This window comes from Pseudomonas sp. Sample_20 (genome assembly GCF_004307585.1).
Lineage (GTDB): Bacteria > Pseudomonadota > Gammaproteobacteria > Pseudomonadales > Pseudomonadaceae > Aquipseudomonas > Aquipseudomonas atacamensis.
The window spans coordinates 1-15559 of the sequence record NZ_RCOA01000016.1 but is presented as its reverse complement, the minus strand read 5'-3'; the positions used below and the strand labels follow the sequence as shown (position 1 = coordinate 15559).

At 61.1% G+C, this 15559-nt stretch carries 14 protein-coding genes; 9 read left to right on the top strand and 5 right to left on the bottom strand.

Translation table 11 applies throughout. From position 1 onward, the window contains the following. Positions 1-7: 7 nt before the first annotated feature. The 4 genes from D8U70_RS02205 (at position 8) to D8U70_RS02190 (ending at position 4411) form a co-directional block, all read left to right on the top strand. The gene (locus tag D8U70_RS02205) at positions 8-1408 is read left to right on the top strand and encodes a PIG-L family deacetylase (RefSeq protein ID WP_130928247.1); all 1401 of its coding nucleotides are present in this window, start codon (positions 8-10) and stop codon (positions 1406-1408) included. A gap of 81 nt (positions 1409-1489) precedes the next feature. Beyond that, positions 1490-2446 (top strand): glycosyltransferase, encoded by a 957-nt coding sequence (locus D8U70_RS02200; protein ID WP_110644878.1) that lies wholly within the window; start codon positions 1490-1492, stop codon positions 2444-2446. A 54-nt stretch (positions 2447-2500) separates the two neighbouring features. Next, on the top strand, positions 2501-3262 hold the full coding sequence (locus D8U70_RS02195; protein WP_024011332.1) for a hypothetical protein: 762 nt from the start codon (positions 2501-2503) through the stop codon (positions 3260-3262). A 54-nt stretch (positions 3263-3316) separates the two neighbouring features. Continuing rightward, positions 3317-4411 (top strand): glycosyltransferase family 4 protein, encoded by a 1095-nt coding sequence (locus D8U70_RS02190; RefSeq protein WP_130928246.1) that lies wholly within the window; start codon positions 3317-3319, stop codon positions 4409-4411. Here the strand turns inward: D8U70_RS02190 and D8U70_RS02185 are convergent. Next, positions 4406-4972, bottom strand: a complete 567-nt coding sequence (locus D8U70_RS02185; protein WP_016771986.1) for a lipopolysaccharide kinase InaA family protein — start codon at positions 4970-4972, stop codon at positions 4406-4408. The two genes, D8U70_RS02190 and D8U70_RS02185, sit on opposite strands and share 6 nt — an antisense overlap. A 150-nt stretch (positions 4973-5122) precedes the next feature. Between D8U70_RS02185 and D8U70_RS02180 the strand changes: the two genes are divergently transcribed. The 3 genes from D8U70_RS02180 (at position 5123) to hldE (ending at position 9637) form a co-directional block, all read left to right on the top strand. After that, the gene (locus D8U70_RS02180) at positions 5123-6295 is read left to right on the top strand and encodes an O-antigen ligase family protein (RefSeq protein WP_122705051.1); all 1173 of its coding nucleotides are present in this window, start codon (positions 5123-5125) and stop codon (positions 6293-6295) included. Positions 6296-6310: 15 nt separating this feature from the next. Further along, positions 6311-8116 carry a lipid A export permease/ATP-binding protein MsbA gene (msbA, locus tag D8U70_RS02175; RefSeq protein WP_016771984.1) on the top strand — a complete coding sequence of 602 codons (1806 nt, stop codon included), beginning with the start codon at positions 6311-6313 and terminating at the stop codon, positions 8114-8116. 99 nt (positions 8117-8215) lie between these two features. Continuing rightward, complete coding sequence (gene hldE / locus D8U70_RS02170) at positions 8216-9637, top strand: bifunctional D-glycero-beta-D-manno-heptose-7-phosphate kinase/D-glycero-beta-D-manno-heptose 1-phosphate adenylyltransferase HldE (RefSeq protein WP_101156451.1); 1422 nt, start codon at positions 8216-8218, stop codon at positions 9635-9637. Between the two features lie 84 nt (positions 9638-9721). Here hldE and D8U70_RS02165 read toward each other — a convergent pair whose 3' ends face one another. From D8U70_RS02165 to D8U70_RS02150, 4 genes are all read right to left on the bottom strand, one after another. Then, positions 9722-10690 carry a hypothetical protein gene (locus tag D8U70_RS02165; RefSeq protein WP_024011335.1) on the bottom strand — a complete coding sequence of 323 codons (969 nt, stop codon included), beginning with the start codon at positions 10688-10690 and terminating at the stop codon, positions 9722-9724. A 32-nt stretch (positions 10691-10722) separates the two neighbouring features. Next, complete coding sequence (locus tag D8U70_RS02160; protein ID WP_130928213.1) at positions 10723-11535, bottom strand: aldo/keto reductase; 813 nt, start codon at positions 11533-11535, stop codon at positions 10723-10725. After that, on the bottom strand, positions 11532-12707 hold the full coding sequence (locus D8U70_RS02155) for an FAD-dependent oxidoreductase (protein WP_073471657.1): 1176 nt from the start codon (positions 12705-12707) through the stop codon (positions 11532-11534). Before D8U70_RS02155 ends, D8U70_RS02160 begins: the two co-directional genes overlap by 4 nt. Before the next feature lie 117 nt (positions 12708-12824). Continuing rightward, a complete protein-coding gene (locus D8U70_RS02150; protein ID WP_130928212.1) occupies positions 12825-13157 on the bottom strand; it encodes a multidrug efflux SMR transporter in 333 nt (110 codons plus the stop codon). Positions 13158-13265: 108 nt separating this feature from the next. On the opposite strand from D8U70_RS02150, the gene D8U70_RS02145 reads away from it, so the two are divergent. Both D8U70_RS02145 and waaA read left to right on the top strand, forming a co-directional pair. Beyond that, positions 13266-14162: a LysR family transcriptional regulator gene (locus D8U70_RS02145; protein ID WP_130928211.1), complete on the top strand. Its 897-nt coding sequence runs from the start codon at positions 13266-13268 to the stop codon at positions 14160-14162. An 11-nt stretch (positions 14163-14173) separates the two neighbouring features. After that, positions 14174-15448, top strand: coding sequence for a lipid IV(A) 3-deoxy-D-manno-octulosonic acid transferase (waaA, locus tag D8U70_RS02140; protein WP_130928210.1), 1275 nt, complete (start codon positions 14174-14176; stop codon positions 15446-15448). The last annotated feature ends 111 nt before the right edge of the window (positions 15449-15559 follow it).

Sequence of the window (15559 nt, the reverse complement as noted above, 5' to 3'; positions counted from 1 at the left end):
CCAGACCATGAGCCGCAAACAGCAATTGCTCAAGCGCCATCGACGCAACAAGCGCGTGGCTATGTTGGTCGCGCTGGCCGCAATCATCGCGCTAAGCGTGCTGGTCGCCTGGTGGCTGGCGCCGGTGTTGCTGATCGGCGGCTGGATCGCCCATGAAGCGTGGTTTGCCGATCATCTGTTCTACGCCCCGAGCGACGATTATCAGTACAGCTTCCCGCCCTATACGCCGCAGCCGAAGGTTCATCTGCACGGCGAGCAGTTGCGTCTGGATGAAGGTGTGATGCTGGCCGATGACGCTACGCTGATCCTGGCGGTGCGGGTCAAAAGCACCTGGCTGGGGCGCTTTCTCGATCCTTGTGTCGCGTTGTCGGGCGGCGCCAATCCTGACGTGCAGACTTTTGAACGCGGTGTCGGCGGCCTGCGCTATCTGAACCTCAGCGGTCAGGCGCAAGCGTTGTCCGAAGGAGTGTTGCGTCTGCGTGGCCGTTTCTGTCGAGTGTCGGGCGAGCCGGTGCTGTGGGCGCTGGAACACGCCGATTACCGTCGTCAGCGGGTCATGGTCATCGCCCCTCACGCGGATGATGCGGAACTGGCGGCGTTCGGCTTGTACAGTCAGGCCGATGAAGCCTGGATCGTTACCCTGACTGCTGGTGAAATCGAGGCCGAACACTATCAGCAGATGGGCATGAGCAAGGTCGACGCCGCGCGGCTGAAGGGCCGTTTGCGCGCCTGGGACAGCCTCACCGTGCCGCAATGGGCCGGTGTCCCCCAGGAACGCTGCGTGCAGTTGGGCTATTTCTGCCTGCAACTGGCCGCGATGCGTGACAACCCGAATCAACCGGTGGGCTCGCGCGAAGCGGACTTGAGCGATACCCGCCTGTTCCGTCAATTCAATCCATTTGTGCTCCCGGGGGACGCCGATGGCGCGCCGACCTGGAACAATCTGCTGGCCGATCTGCGCGAAACGATGCTGCGCGCTCGTCCGGACGTCATCGTGCTGCCGCATCCGGCGCTCGACCCGCATCCTGACCACATCTGCGCGCAGCAGGCTGTGCTTGAAGTGTTGAAAGGTCTGGACTGGCAGCCGACGCTGCTCGGTTATGCCAACCACCTGCACGATAACGACCGGTGGCCGATGGGTAATAGTGGTGAAGGCGTGGCTCTGCCGCCAGCCTTTGATGCTGGCGTGCCGGTGCAGCCTGTATGCCTGGCGTTGTCCGCAGAGCAGCAGCGTGACAAAGCCATGGCCCTGGGCATGATGCATGACTTGCAGCCGCCTGCGCCGTTCAAGCGTCGCTTGCGTCGCAGCCTGCAGCGATTGCTGGCTGGGCGCTCCGGTTCGCCTTATGGCGAAAACGAATTTTTCCGCAAGGCGGTTCGGCGACATGAACTGTTCTGGCGTTTGTAACGACACAGGCGCCCGCGCAAGACTTTCTTGCGGGCGGGCATGTTCAGGTTTGCTCGGGTTGCTGTTGCGGCAAGGAAGACAATGAAAGTTCTATTTCTGGTGCAGAAAGATCAACGGGCCATTCTCGATCGGTTGTACGAGGGTGTCGCCGCCCATTGTGAGTGCGATCTGCGCTGGTTGAGCGGTGACGAGCAGCGCAATCTGCGTCGATACTTTCGCCGCGAAGTCGACGTTTCCCGCTATGACCGCATCGTGTTTTTCTTGCGCTTCAAGCAGGAGATCCGGCAGGTCGGATTTATTCGCACCATCCCCAATCTGGTGATTCTGGAGCACGACGCCTATCAGAATTACATCCCCTGCAAGTACACCGGCAAGTTCAGTGCGCACTATCGGCGGTTGCCGTGGGCACGCGTGATCAGTTCCGGTTTCGTGGTGGCCGAGCGCCTGCGCTCGGAGGGCTTCGACGCCGTGTTCGTGCCCAAGGGCTACGATCAGACGCAATTGCAGGACCAGAGGCGCGAGAGGGATATCGAACTTGCCTTCGTCGGCAGTACCAACAGTGTGGCCTACAGCGGCCGCAAGGCACTGCTGGATGAATTGGGCCAGGTCGAGCCGCTGCTGGTGACGCGGACCAAGTCCGGGGCTGAATACCTGGAAACGCTCAACCGTATCCGCTTTTTTGTCAGCGCGGACGTGGGCATGGGCGAGTTCATGATCAAGAACTTCGAAGCCATGGCTTGCGGCTGCGTCCTGCTCGCCTATGATCAAGGCGCCGCCGAAGCTGCGGCGCTGGGTTTGCAGGACATGCACAACGTGGTGTTCTATCAGACGATCGCGCAGTTGCAGGAAAAGCTGGCCACGCTGCGCGAGGATCCGCAACTGGCGCAACGCATCGCTGACAACGGTCGCGAACTGGCGGTGGAGCAGTTCAGCTTCGCGCGGATCGGTCAGCGCATCGTTGAAGAGCTTGAGCCACCGCTGCGTGAGCGGGCGCCGCTGAGTCTGCTGGAAAAAATCCGCCTGAAAGTGGGCATTTGACAAGTGTCATATAGCCAGTGATATTGCTGGCGACTTCTGATTAACGAGATTTCGGTGCAATTTTCCAAAGAAAGCCAGATTACATTGGTGGTTACCAGCTGCGGTCGACTCGATCTGCTCAAGGCCACTCTCGATAGCTTCGACCGGTACAACACGGCACCCATTCGTGAAGTGTTCATCACCGAAGATGCCGGCGACGAAGGCGTTGCCGGGATTCTGCCTGCCCACTGGAAAGAGCATTGCACGATCTTCGTCAATCGTCCGAAGCTGGGCCAGTTGGCATCGATCGACCTGGCCTACGGGCAGGTCAGCACACCCTATATCTTTCATTGCGAAGACGACTGGGAGTTCTACCGTCCAGGGTTCGTGGAAGACTCGATGACCGTTCTGCAGGCCCGGCCGGAAATTCTGCAGATCTGGTTGCGCAGCTATAATCACGATCTGCGGGTTCACAGTCCTTACATCCATTTGGGCGCGCGCGAGATTGTCGATGGCGTTGCGTGTTATCCGCTGATTTCCGACAAGCCGGAGTGGCAGGGGTTCTCGCTGAACCCTGGGTTGCGTCGACTCGAGGACTATCGGTTGTGTGCGCCTTTCGCCGGCCATGGTGGCGAGAAGGCCTTGTCACAGCGCTACTCACAACTGAACAGGGACGCCTTGATACTCGAGGCAGACGCGGTCATGCACACCGGTTTCGGTCTGCATGTGCAAACGGATGTCGAGCGTGAACGCAAAGCGCGCCGCAATCGCCGCGAACAGATCAAATTTGCCTTGTTTCTGTTGCTGGGAGTCTGCATTGGCTGGTTCATCAACTGAGTTCGAGTACCGCGCAGCTTGTCCCCGCAAATCCGTGCAACGGCTTTCTGCCCTATGAATATTCTCAATATCATGTGGGCCGGTGGCGCTCCGTTCGCATCAATCCATAAAGTGCATCAGCAGATACTCTCTCAGGCTGCGCCGTCGGCGGTGGTCAAAACCTGGCTCCTCCAGGGGCAGGGAGCCGAGTGCGGCGTGGATGTCGGTGAGGTCCGGGAGTGGCAGTTATCGTCAGCCCGCCTGAAGGGCCGGCATTTCTGGCGTTTGGCCAAACCCGTGATGCGGGCGAGGTTTCGCCAGGCGCTCGTGGACAGTGACGCTCGATTGCTGCTGCTGGACGGCATGGGTGTCGCACGCACGTTGTTACCGGTCCTCAAGAAACTGCCGCATATCCGCGCGGTAGTGATCTTCCACGGTTCGGCGCGTTTGAATGCCGGCGACCAGGCACTCTTTCAGGCAATTCCTGCGTCCCGGCTGACATTGGTTGCCGTTTCCAGCACCCTTGCCGATTCACTGGCCCGCGATCTGCAGATGCCTGTCACCGCGCTGCGAAGTGCGTTCGATCCTGAGGCGTTTCGCGCTGACCTGCTCACCCGCGAGCAAGCCCGGACACGGCTGGGTTTGCCGCAAGGCGATGCGCCAGTATTGGGCGCCGTAGGGCGGCTGGTCTCGGAAAAAGGTTTCGGCTATCTGCTGGATGCCTTTGCCGCAGCACTCGACACCCGCCCGGACTTGCGCCTGGTCATTGTTGGCGAAGGCTCCAAACGCGCGGCGCTGGAGCAGCGCATCGACGCGCTTGGCTTGCACGAGAAGGTCTTGCTGACCGGCCATCTGAACGAAGCAGCTCAGCTTTATCGTGCGTTCGACTGGGTGGCCATCCCTTCCCTGGAGGAGGGCCTGGGTCTGGTCATGCAGGAAGCGGTGATGGCCGGCGTACCGGTGCTGTGCAGCGATCTGGAGGTGTTCAGCGAACAGCTGGGCAGCGCCGGCTGGTATGCCCCGGTCAATGACACAAAAGCCTGGGCCGAGGCCATCGACCGCGCCTTCAGTGCTTCATCTCAAGCGATCAATGCCGAGCAGTACCGGATGCTTGCACCGGACGAGGCCTGGTCGAGCTTCAGCCAGGCTGCCCGCGCATTGTTTTCATGACGACAAGACCGCGCGCTCAAGTGCCTGCATCGGAAAGCTGTCGTTCAGCTTTTCTCGCGCAATATAGCGGGCGAAATGTTGCAGGTTGCGTTTGATCAAGCGCTTAGGCAACGGTCCGCGGGTAAAGCGCATGTCGGCAACATCGATCAGGCCCATGCGGTTGTCTGGCGTGACCACGATGTTGCCAAGATGCAGGGAGCGGAAATAGATGCCCGAGCGGTGCAAGCTGCGTATCAGGGCGGCGAGGTCCGGCAACGCCTGCTTCCACTCGAACCCTTGTTTGCTGGCGATCTGACGCAGCGTCTGCCCTGGCAGAGGCTCATACAGCACGGCGGTCATGCCTGGTTTTTCAAGGCGAAAGAACTGCAGGATCTGCAAGGTCGGTACGCCGAGTTTTTGCAGCTCGACGGCATTGTCGATGAACCGCTTCGAATAGGGGCGCAGCAGAGCGGATGAAAAAAACCGCTTGCGACGGAACAGTTTGAGAATTTTTCCATCTTGCAGCAGGTAGACTTTCGGCCCGTAGCTGTCCGCTTCCAGCACTTTGGCAGCGTCGATCATTTGGTCTAGAGCGGCTTGGGAGAGCCGGGAGCATCGCATCGTAGGAAGCCTTGTCGAAAGTGCGGGGTGTTGTAGCGGGCAATGATGCCGAAAAGTTTCGATTTTAACCATGCCGCGTCGCATGGGCGAACCCTTGTCAGGAGCAGATTGATGCAGGAAACACGCTGGGCGCAACTATGGATGGCGACGGGGCTCTTGTGGTTTTTACTGGCCATTGCCGTAGCGCCCACCAACAAGGTTTACCAGCAGGGGCTGGTTGCTCTCGTCTGGTTGCCGGCGCTAGTGCTGGGCTGGCCTGCGCGGCACCGCGTCAGGGAAGTGCTTTACGAGCAACGCTGGATCTACCTGCCGTTGCTCGGATTGCTGGTCTGGTCGCTGATCAGTCTGGCATGGACAAACGCACCGGAAACGGGTCGCGAGGCCAAGCGTCTGTTGTACATCGTGGTGTTCCTGCTGTTTTTTCCGGTGTTTGCCAGCGGACGCCCCGAGCGGTTGATTCGCCTGATGCAGTGGGGCGGGCTGGGATTGGCGGTGACGGCGCTGGTGGCGATTGTCAGGTTCTACGTCATTGACGGCAACGCCTGGTCTGCGCGGGTGGAAGGTCTGGGTGAACTGGCGCATCCGATCCTCGGCGGCTATGTCATCGGCCTCGCGGCCGTGTGGCTGGCCCTGTGGGCGCCGCGTGATTTGATGCGGCAAGGGATCTGGGCACTGGCGTTGACGGTGCTGGTTGTTTTTGTCCTGATGAGTCAGAGCCGCGGTGCGGCGTTGGCGCTGTTTCTGACCATCCTGGCCATGCCGATCTGGTGCCGTGACCGGCACAGCCGAATCGTCGCAGCCGTGGCACTGGTGGTGGCGATTGCGGCGCTGTGGCTGTTCGAGCCGTTGGTGCTGGCGCGCGGGGTCTCGTATCGTCCGCAGATTCTGATGGCTTCTCTGGATATGATCGCCAAGCACCCCTGGGGCGGGCTGGGTCTGGGTGGGGACTATCGGGTGCTCTGGTCTGGAATGACCTTCGATCACGCCCACAACCTGTTCACCCATGTCGCGATCGTGCTGGGTCTGCCGGGACTGCTGTTATGGTCTGCCGTCTGGTTCGGCGTGATTTTCCAGGCGTGGAAAGTTCGGGAAACGCTGTATGCCCGGGGGATCATCGGTATCTGGCTATTCTCGACACTGGCGATGCAGTTCGACGCTGCCAGCCTCACCGGCACCCCGCGCGCCGAGTGGTTCATCAGCTGGCTGCCGTTGGGGCTTGCCAGCGTTTTGGTATGGGCGCGGGCCAATGGCGGCGCTTGTGATAAAATTTCGCGTTCTTCTTAACCAGTGAGCTCTACGATGACTGACGCACCGCCCAAAGCGGAACAGGAATCCAGCCTGAAAATCTACTTTCGGCTGTTGGGGTACGTAAAACCCTATATCGGTCTTTTCCTGCTGAGTATCGTGGGCTTCGTGATCTTTGCTTCCACGCAACCGATGCTGGCCGGGATTCTCAAGTATTTTGTCGATGGCCTGAGCAATCCCGAAGCGGTGCTCTTCCCCAATGTGCCTTATCTGCGCGACGTGCAGCTGTTGATGGCTGTGCCGTTGCTGATCATTTTGATCGCAGCGTGGCAGGGCCTTGGCTCGTTTCTCGGCAACTATTACCTGGCGAGGGTTTCGTTGGGGCTGGTGCATGACCTGCGTATCGAATTGTTCAACAAACTGTTGGTACTGCCCAACCGCTATTTCGATACCCACAACTCGGGTCATCTGATCTCGCGCATCACCTTCAACGTGACCATGGTCACCGGCGCCGCCACCGATGCCATCAAAGTGGTGATCCGCGAAGGCCTGACCGTGGTTTTCCTGTTCGCCTATCTGCTCTGGATGAACTGGAAGCTGACCTTGGTGATGCTGGCGATCCTGCCTGTGATCGCGTTCATGGTCGGCAACACCAGCAAGAAATTCCGCAAGCAGAGCAAGAAGATTCAAGTGGCAATGGGCGATGTCACCCATGTCGCCTCCGAAACCATTCAAGGCTATCGGGTCGTGCGCAGTTTTGGTGGCGAGGCTTATGAGCAGCAGCGTTTTGCGGCGGCCAGTCAGAGCAACACCGACAAACAGTTGCGCATGACCAAGACCGGCGCGGTGTATACGCCGATGCTGCAGCTGGTGATCTACACCGCCATGGCCGTGCTGATGTTCCTGGTGTTGTTCCTGCGCGGTGATGCAACGGCCGGTGATCTGGTCGCGTACATCACGGCAGCAGGTTTGCTGCCGAAGCCGATCCGGCAATTGTCCGAAGTCAGCTCGACCATTCAGAAAGGCGTGGCCGGTGCTGAAAGCATTTTCGAGCAACTCGACGTTGAACCGGAAATCGATACCGGCACGATCGAGCGTGATCGGGTCAGTGGCCACCTGGCGGTGAACAACCTCAGCTTCACTTACCCGGGCACCGAACGGGAAGTGCTGAAAAACATCAGCTTCACCGCGTCACCAGGTCAGATGATCGCACTGGTCGGGCGTTCCGGCAGCGGCAAGTCGACGCTGGCCAGTCTCATTCCGCGCTTCTATCACCACGAGACCGGCGAAATTCTGCTCGATGATGTCGAGATCGAAGATTATCGCCTGCGCAATCTGCGCCGCCATGTAGCGCAAGTGACCCAGCACGTGACGCTGTTCAACGACACCATCGCCAACAACATCGCTTACGGCGATCTGGCAGGCGCGCCTCGCGAAGATATCGAGAAAGCCGCCAGGGATGCATTTGCCATGGACTTCATCGCGCAAATGCCTCAGGGCCTGGATACCCAGGTGGGCGAGAACGGTGTGTTGTTGTCTGGCGGACAGCGTCAGCGTCTGGCGATTGCCCGGGCCTTGCTGAAAAACGCCCCGCTGCTGATCCTCGACGAGGCGACTTCGGCCCTTGATACCGAGTCCGAGCGGCACATTCAGGCAGCACTCGACCATGTCATGAAAGGCCGCACCACGCTGGTGATTGCCCACCGTTTGTCGACCATCGAGAAGGCCGATCTGATCCTCGTCATGGATCAGGGCGAGATCGTCGAACGCGGCACTCATGCCCAATTGCTTGCTCACAATGGCTATTACGCGCGGCTGCATGCGATGGGGCTGGATGCTCCGGCCGAAGACATTGCCTGATCTGCGGACCAGGGTGAGCCAGCCTCACCCTCGTGTATTCCCGGTGCGCGCGATCCTGTTAATATCGCGCCCCTGTTCATTTTGTATGTGGGTTGCTCCATGAAATTGTCGATGCCGCGATTCGATCAAGCCCCTGTCTTGGTGGTCGGCGATGTCATGCTCGACCGTTACTGGCATGGCGGAACCTCACGGATTTCCCCTGAAGCGCCGGTGCCGGTGGTCAAGGTCGAGCAGATCGAAGATCGCCCGGGCGGTGCCGCCAACGTGGCGCTGAACATTGCCGCGCTGGGTGCACCGGCATCACTGGTGGGCGTGACCGGCGATGACGAAGCCGCCGACAGCCTGAGCAACAGTCTCAAGGGCGCCGGCGTGCGCGCCTTGTTCCAGCGCATCGCCCATCAACCGACCATCGTCAAGCTGCGGGTCATGAGCCGGCATCAGCAACTGCTGCGTATCGATTTCGAAGAGGTGTTTGCCACAGATGCGCTGGCACTGGCCGCGCAAGTCGACGAACTGCTGGAAGGCATCAAGGTGCTGGTGCTGTCGGATTACGGCAAAGGTGCGCTGAAGAATCATCAGACGCTGATCCAGGCCGCCCGTGCCAAAGGCATTCCGGTGCTGGCCGATCCCAAGGGCAAGGACTTTTCGATCTACCGCGGTGCCAGCCTGATCACACCGAATCTCAGCGAGTTCGAAACCATCGTCGGTGGTTGCGCCGATGAGCACGAACTGGTGAGCAAGGGCGCCGTCCTGATGCAGGAGCTCGACCTCGGCGCGCTGCTGGTGACCCGTGGTGAACACGGCATGACCTTGCTGCGTCCGGATCATCCGGCGTTGCATCTGCCGGCCCGCGCCCGCGAAGTGTTCGACGTGACCGGTGCCGGCGATACGGTGATTTCGACCCTGGCCGCAGCCATTGCCGCAGGCGAAGAACTGCCGCACGCCGTGGCGCTGGCCAATCTGGCAGCAGGCATCGTCGTCGGCAAGTTGGGTACCGCAGCGATCAGCGCCCCGGAACTGCGCCGCGCCATTCAGCGCGAAGAAGGTTCGGAGCGAGGTGTGCTGGGTCTTGAGCAACTGCTGCTGGCGGTTGACGATGCCCGTGCGCACAACGAGCGGATTGTCTTCACCAATGGCTGCTTCGATATCCTGCATGCCGGCCACGTGACCTATCTGGAACAGGCCCGCGCTCAGGGCGACCGTCTGATCGTGGCGGTCAACGATGACGCCTCGGTCAGCCGCCTGAAAGGCCCGGGCCGGCCGATCAACAGCGTTGACCGACGCATGGCGGTACTCGCCGGTCTCGGCGCGGTGGACTGGGTGATCAGCTTTTCTGAAGGCACGCCGGAAAACCTGCTGCGCGAGGTCAAACCGGATGTGTTGGTCAAGGGTGGCGATTACGGCATCGATCAGGTAGTCGGCGCCGATATCGTCACCGCCTATGGCGGCACGGTGAAAGTGCTGGGGCTGGTGGAGAACAGCTCGACGACAGCAATCGTGGAAAAGATCCGCGGCCAATAAGCTCAAGAGATCGCAGCCTGCGGCAACTCCTACAGGGAAATACATTCCAATGCAGGAGTCGTCGAAGGCTGCGATCTTTTGCTTTCAGGAATTCACTTTCTTGCGCGGTACGATTTTCTTCAGCAGCTGCCTGGCCTTGCCGCGCAGGCGGGCCAGTCCAGTGGCCTTCTCCGCTGGCGTCAGGCCCTGTTGGCGCAACCAGTCCTTCCAGCGAATCCGCTCATCGCGCACCAGCCAGCCATCCTGGCGGGCAAAGCTTTCAGCCAGATACAGACCGCGGGTACTGGCCGGATACAGTTGATCCTTTTTCAGGGTGTACAACTCGGGCAGCGGCTGACCGTCGTGCAATGGCATCAAATACAGGTCAGGCCGTTTGCGATCGAGCCGCGCCACCAATTGATCACCCTCCAAGCGTTCATCGACATGAAACAGGCTCAAGGACTTCGCCTCCTTGGGCACATCCAGGCGCAAGTCATAGATCAATTGCAGGGACGCCGTCGGCAGATGCACGTACGCCCTTGGCCGCTCCAGCAATTGCAGGTTGGCGCAGCGCACCGGCCGTGCCGAACCGGACAGCGGTGTCAGGCGAAACGGCAGCGCTTCGCGGTAATGCAGCGCGGCGGAGTAGGGCGCGGGCAGCCAGGTGTCATTGAAACGCCCGCCGAGCCAGCCTTCCGGGGTTTCCAGCAGGCACTCTTCGGCAATTTCCTGAATCGCCGTGTGCAGCGGAATGTTCAGCTCATGGGCCGGTACGTAGCCGGAAATCAGCTTCAGTACCACGTCGCCGCGATCCTGGCGACGCTGGCGCACCAGCACCCAGTAATCGCGATTCTGCCAATGCAAGGTCAGGCGCACGGACACGCCGAGGTTGGCCAGTTCCAGGGCGAAGCGCTCGCTGTCGGCGACGCTGACCGGTTTGCGCCGTTGCAGGGTCTGGGCGAAGTTCAGCGGCATGCCGACGCTCTGATAGCTCAGGCCTTCGGGCGTGGCTTCGACGAACAGTGGCAGCGTCTTGAAGTTGCTCGGGTTCTTGCGGATGAGCGTGCGCGGCATATCGGCTCCTGGCTTAAGGCCGCGGGGCGGCGTCAGTGACTACGCAGGACCTGGGCAACGGTCGCAACGTTATGGGCGAGGTGCAGCGGATTGATCGTGCCGACAATAGCACTGGCAACACCAGGCTGAGTGAACAGCAACTCGAAGCTGGCGCGCACCGGATCGACTCCCGGACTCAGACAGACATGACCGCTGGCCAAGGCTTTTTTCACCAGAATGGCTTTGCCGTGGGCAGCAGCATAGTCAATGACCGCCTTTTCGTTTTGTTCGTTCAGATTGTAGGTGACCATCGCACAGTCGCCTTGCTCCAGCGCTTTCAGCCCACCTTCGACGGTTTTCCCGGAAAACCCGAAGCCGCGAATCTTGCCCTCGGCCTTCAGTGCGGCGAGGGTGGCGTAGACCTCTTCGTGCTCGAGGATGGCCATGTCATTGCCGTCCGAGTGCACGAGGACCAGATCGATAAAATCCGTTTCCAGACGTTGCAGGCTGCGCTCGACCGACATTCGCGTGTGCGCAGCGCTGAAGTCGTGGCGCGACACGCCATCTGCAAACTCTTCGCCGACCTTGCTGACAATCACCCAATCCCGTCGCTGGCCGCGCAGCAGCGGGCCGAGGCGTTCTTCGCTGCGACCATAGGCCGGCGCGGTGTCGATCAGGTTGATGCCCAGATCCCGCGCCTGGCGCAGCAGCATGCGCGCCTCGTCGTCGCCGGGAATCTGAAAGCCGTTGGGGTATTTCACCCCTTGATCGCGGCCGAGTTTGACTGTGCCCAGACCCAGCGGCGACACCGACAGGCCGGTGCTGCCCAGCGGGCGATGCAGTTCGTGCAGAGTGGCGATGGTCATGGCAGCAGTTGCTCCCACGCGGGTACACCGAGCGGTGGTTTCGGCAGCGGCGGCAGCGGATCAGTCGCCTGCGCCTGGATGCCGTCGCGTTGCAACGAAGCGATAACGCGGTCGGCGAAGTCTGGCGCCAGTGCCAGTTTGGTCGGCCAGCCGACGAGCAAGCGACCTTCCTCGGCGAGGAACGCGTTGTCCGGGCGGGTCAGGCCGGTTTGCAGCGGCTCGGCGCGATCGACGCGCAGGGTCGCCCATCGCGTGGTGCTGAGGTCGATCCACGGCAGCAACTGGGCGATTTCCTTTTGCGCGGTGGCGATCTGTTCCGCCGGTTCGCGGGCCACGCCTTCGCTTTCGGCAATGTCGCCGCCCATGTACCAGACCCACTGGCCGTCAGCGGCCGGGTGCGTGGTCACCGTGATGCGCGGCTTGGTGCCGCCGCCCAGGCAGTGCGCGTACAACGGTTTCAAGCCGGGACCTTTGGCGAGGATCATGTGCAGGGGGCGGCGCTGCATGGCCGGACGGCTCAGGCCCAGGGCTTCGAGCAGTTCGGCAGTGCCGGCGCCAGCACTGAGGACGATGCGCTGGGCGCGGATCTCACGGCCGTCGACTTTCAGGCCGACCAGCACGCCGGCTTCCAGCAGCGGTTCGATGACCTGCCCGGCGAGCAGACCGTCACCGGCCAGCTCGGCCAGACGCTGGATCAGGCTCGGGACATCCACCACCAGTTCGGCGAGGCGATAGACCTTGCCCTTGAAACGCTTGTCTTGCAGGGCCAGCGGCAGCTCGTCACCCTTGACCTGATCGACCCGGCCACGCACGGCTTTGCTGGCGAAGAAACTGGTCAGGTTGCCGGCCAGTGTGCCCGGCGACCACAGGTAATGCGCTTCGGACAGCAGGCGTACGCCGGACAGATCCAGCTCGCCCGTGCCGGCCAGCGCCTGGCGCCAGCGGCGCGGCATGTCGGCGATGGCTTCCGAGGCGCCAGTCAGCGCACCGTGCAGCGCGTACTTGGCGCCGCCGTGGATGATGCCCTGGGACTTCACGCTCTGCCCGCCACCGAGGCTGGCGCTTTCCACCAGCACGGTCGAAAAACCCTGACCGCGCAGGCGCGCATTCAGCCAGAGGCCGGCGACACCAGCGCCGACAATCAGAACGTCGGTGGAAATAACGGATGGCATGCAGCGACCTCGGAGCTTGAAGAAGCCGCAAGTTTCAAGCTTCAAGCTGCAAGCTGCAACCCGGACCAGCAAATCAGCAATGCTTGCGGCTTGCCGCTTGAAGCTTGCTGCTGCTTTTTAATGCCCGGCAGTTTTCGAAAACAGCTGAATCACGACGACCCCCAGCACGATCAACGCCATCCCCAGCATCGCCGGTACGTCGAGCTTCTGCCCGTAAATGAACAGAGCGGCGACGCTGACCATGACAATGCCCATCCCCGCCCAGACCGCGTAGGCAACGCCCACCGGTACGGTGCGCACCACCAGCGTCAGCATCCAGAATGCAATCCCGTAGCCGACAATCACCAGAATCAGCGGCAGCGGCGTGCTGAAGCCCTTGACCGCTTTCATCGAAACAGTGGCGATCACTTCGGCGCAGATGGCGATGGCCAGATAGACGTAGACGTTCATGGTTTCGATCCTCAAATAAATCGTTGCTTGCTGAGGCGACATTTTAGGGATTGCTCAGATGGGGTAAAGTCATTACCTATCTGTTCTATAGATTGGTTGGTAGCAAGCATGCAATGGAATCTCGATCAGCTGCGGGTATTTGTCGATGTCGCTGAACTGCGGTCTTTCTCCGCCGTGGCGCGCCGACAACGTAAGGCGCAATCGGCAATCAGCAGTGCTGTTGCGATGCTCGAAGAGGATTTGGGCGTGAGCCTGTTCGAACGCAGCAGCGGTCGGCAGCCGATGCTCACCGAGGCGGGCGCGGCATTGCTGGAAGAGGCCCGCGAAGTGTTGCGCCAGTGCGAGCGCCTCAACGGCAGGGCCATGGCGATGCTGCGCGGTCAGGAGGCGCAGTTGCGGGTGGCTCAGGACGAGGCGATGCCGTATCAAGCGCTGGTGGAAAGTTTCGGCGAACTGGCCGAGCAGTTTCCCAGCCTGGAAGTGCAACTGACCAGCGCCGCCCAAGGCGAAGTCGCGCGCAAACTGGTCGACCGTCGCGCCGACCTCGGCCTGCTGTTCTATCACGATGAAATCCCCGAAGCCCTTGAGCGGCGCGTACTGGGTCGAGTGGAAATGGTCACGGTCTGCGGTGTCAATCATCCGCTGGCGCAACAGGCCTACGTGACCTGCCAGCAACTGGCGCAGCACCGGCAATTGCTGATGTCGACGCAGACCAGCGTCTATCCCGGCAACGAGCCGGCCAGCCCGCAGGTGTGGCGCGCCGACAGTTTTTACGTGATGTCCGAATGGCTGGTGCGCGATCTCGGCTGGGCGTGGTTGCCGCGCCACGTTGTGCAGTACTCGGCGTATCAGGGCCAAATGATTGAGCTCGACAGTGAATGGACGCCGCCGTCGCTGGTGGTGGAACTGGTCTGGCGCCGCGACGAACCGCTCGGCCCCGCCGCGCGCTGGCTGGCGGAACGTTTTGCCGTGCACTTGCGGGCGATCGGCGACAAAAGCCGATAAACTCCGCCGCCATGAATAGAACTCTCTACACCGCGCTGTTTTACCTGGGGCTGCCATTGGTGGCGATTCGGCTGTGGCTGCGCGCGCGCAAGGCGCCGGCGTATGCCAAGCGCATTGGCGAGCGCTTTACTCTTGGCATGCCGACCTTGCAGCCCGGCGGCATTTGGGTGCACGCGGTATCGGTGGGCGAAAGCATTGCCGCCGCGCCGATGATCCGCGCGCTGCTGGAACGCTATCCGGCGCTGCCGATCACCGTGACCTGCATGACCCCGACCGGTTCGGAGCGGATTCAGGCACTGTTCGCCAACGAATCGCGCATTCAACACTGCTATCTGCCGTATGACTTGCCTTGTGCGGCGGCGCGTTTTCTTGATCGCGTGCAGCCGAAACTTGCGGTGATCATGGAAACCGAGCTGTGGCCAAACCACATTCATCAGTGTGCCAAGCGCGGAATTCCGGTGGCGCTGGCCAATGGACGGTTGTCGCAGCGTTCCGCCAAAGGCTATGGCCGTTTCAGCAAACTCACCGCGCCTATGCTTGCCGAGATGAGCCTGTTGGCGGTGCAGACCGAAGCCGAGGCCCAGCGCTTCCGCGATCTCGGCGCGCGTTCGGAAACCGTTGACGTCACCGGTTCGATCAAGTTCGACCTGACTATCGACCCGCAACTGTTGCAGCGTGCAGCCGATCTGCGTAGCCAGTGGCAGGCACAGGATCGTCCCTTGTGGATCGCCGCGAGCACTCACGAAGGCGAAGACGAAGTGGTGCTCGACGCCCATCGTCGCCTGTTGGCCAATCATCCGGATGCATTATTGATTCTGGTGCCGCGTCATCCGGAGCGCTTCAATTCGGTGTTCGACCTGTGCCAGCGCGAAGGTTTCGCCACGGTACGTCGCTCGACCGGGGCCAATGTCGATGCGCAGACGCGCGTGCTGCTTGGCGACACCATGGGCGAGTTGCTGTTTCTCTATGCCCTGGCCGACAGCGCATTTGTCGGCGGCAGTCTGGTGCCGAATGGCGGGCACAACCTGCTCGAACCCGCCGCGCTGGCGAAACCGGTACTCAGCGGCCCACACCTGTTCAACTTCCTCGACATCGCTGCGCAACTGCGCGAAGCCGGGGCGTTGGCCGAAGTGGATGATGCCGAAGGCCTGGCAGTCGAGGTGCAGCGCTTGTTCGAACTGCCGCGTGATGCGCAGCGCATGGCCGAGGCCGGGCTGGCGGTGATGCGGCGCAATCAGGGCGCATTGCAGCGCTTGCTGGATGGCTTGGCGCGGCTGATCCAATAGTCGCTTGGAATATTACTGTGGTGAGGGGATTCATTCAGATTGTTTATGGCCGGGACTTACTGTGGCGAGGGGATTCATCCCCGCTGGGTTGCGAAGCAGCCCCAAAACCAT

Bases quoted from the DNA above. Each gene is read 5' to 3' on its own strand.
- D8U70_RS02205 (WP_130928247.1), top strand. From the start codon at position 8: ATGAGCCGCAAACAGCAATTGCTCAAGCGCCATCGACGCAACAAGCGC.
- D8U70_RS02200 (WP_110644878.1), top strand. From the start codon at position 1,490: ATGAAAGTTCTATTTCTGGTGCAGAAAGATCAACGGGCCATTCTCGAT.
- D8U70_RS02190 (WP_130928246.1), top strand. From the start codon at position 3,317: ATGAATATTCTCAATATCATGTGGGCCGGTGGCGCTCCGTTCGCATCA.
- D8U70_RS02185 (WP_016771986.1), bottom strand. From the start codon at position 4,972: ATGATCGACGCTGCCAAAGTGCTGGAAGCGGACAGCTACGGGCCGAAA.
- D8U70_RS02180 (WP_122705051.1), top strand. From the start codon at position 5,123: ATGCAGGAAACACGCTGGGCGCAACTATGGATGGCGACGGGGCTCTTG.
- msbA (WP_016771984.1), top strand. From the start codon at position 6,311: ATGACTGACGCACCGCCCAAAGCGGAACAGGAATCCAGCCTGAAAATC.
- hldE (WP_101156451.1), top strand. From the start codon at position 8,216: ATGAAATTGTCGATGCCGCGATTCGATCAAGCCCCTGTCTTGGTGGTC.
- D8U70_RS02165 (WP_024011335.1), bottom strand. From the start codon at position 10,690: ATGCCGCGCACGCTCATCCGCAAGAACCCGAGCAACTTCAAGACGCTG.
- D8U70_RS02160 (WP_130928213.1), bottom strand. From the start codon at position 11,535: ATGACCATCGCCACTCTGCACGAACTGCATCGCCCGCTGGGCAGCACC.
- D8U70_RS02155 (WP_073471657.1), bottom strand. From the start codon at position 12,707: ATGCCATCCGTTATTTCCACCGACGTTCTGATTGTCGGCGCTGGTGTC.
- D8U70_RS02150 (WP_130928212.1), bottom strand. From the start codon at position 13,157: ATGAACGTCTACGTCTATCTGGCCATCGCCATCTGCGCCGAAGTGATC.
- D8U70_RS02145 (WP_130928211.1), top strand. From the start codon at position 13,266: ATGCAATGGAATCTCGATCAGCTGCGGGTATTTGTCGATGTCGCTGAA.
- waaA (WP_130928210.1), top strand. From the start codon at position 14,174: ATGAATAGAACTCTCTACACCGCGCTGTTTTACCTGGGGCTGCCATTG.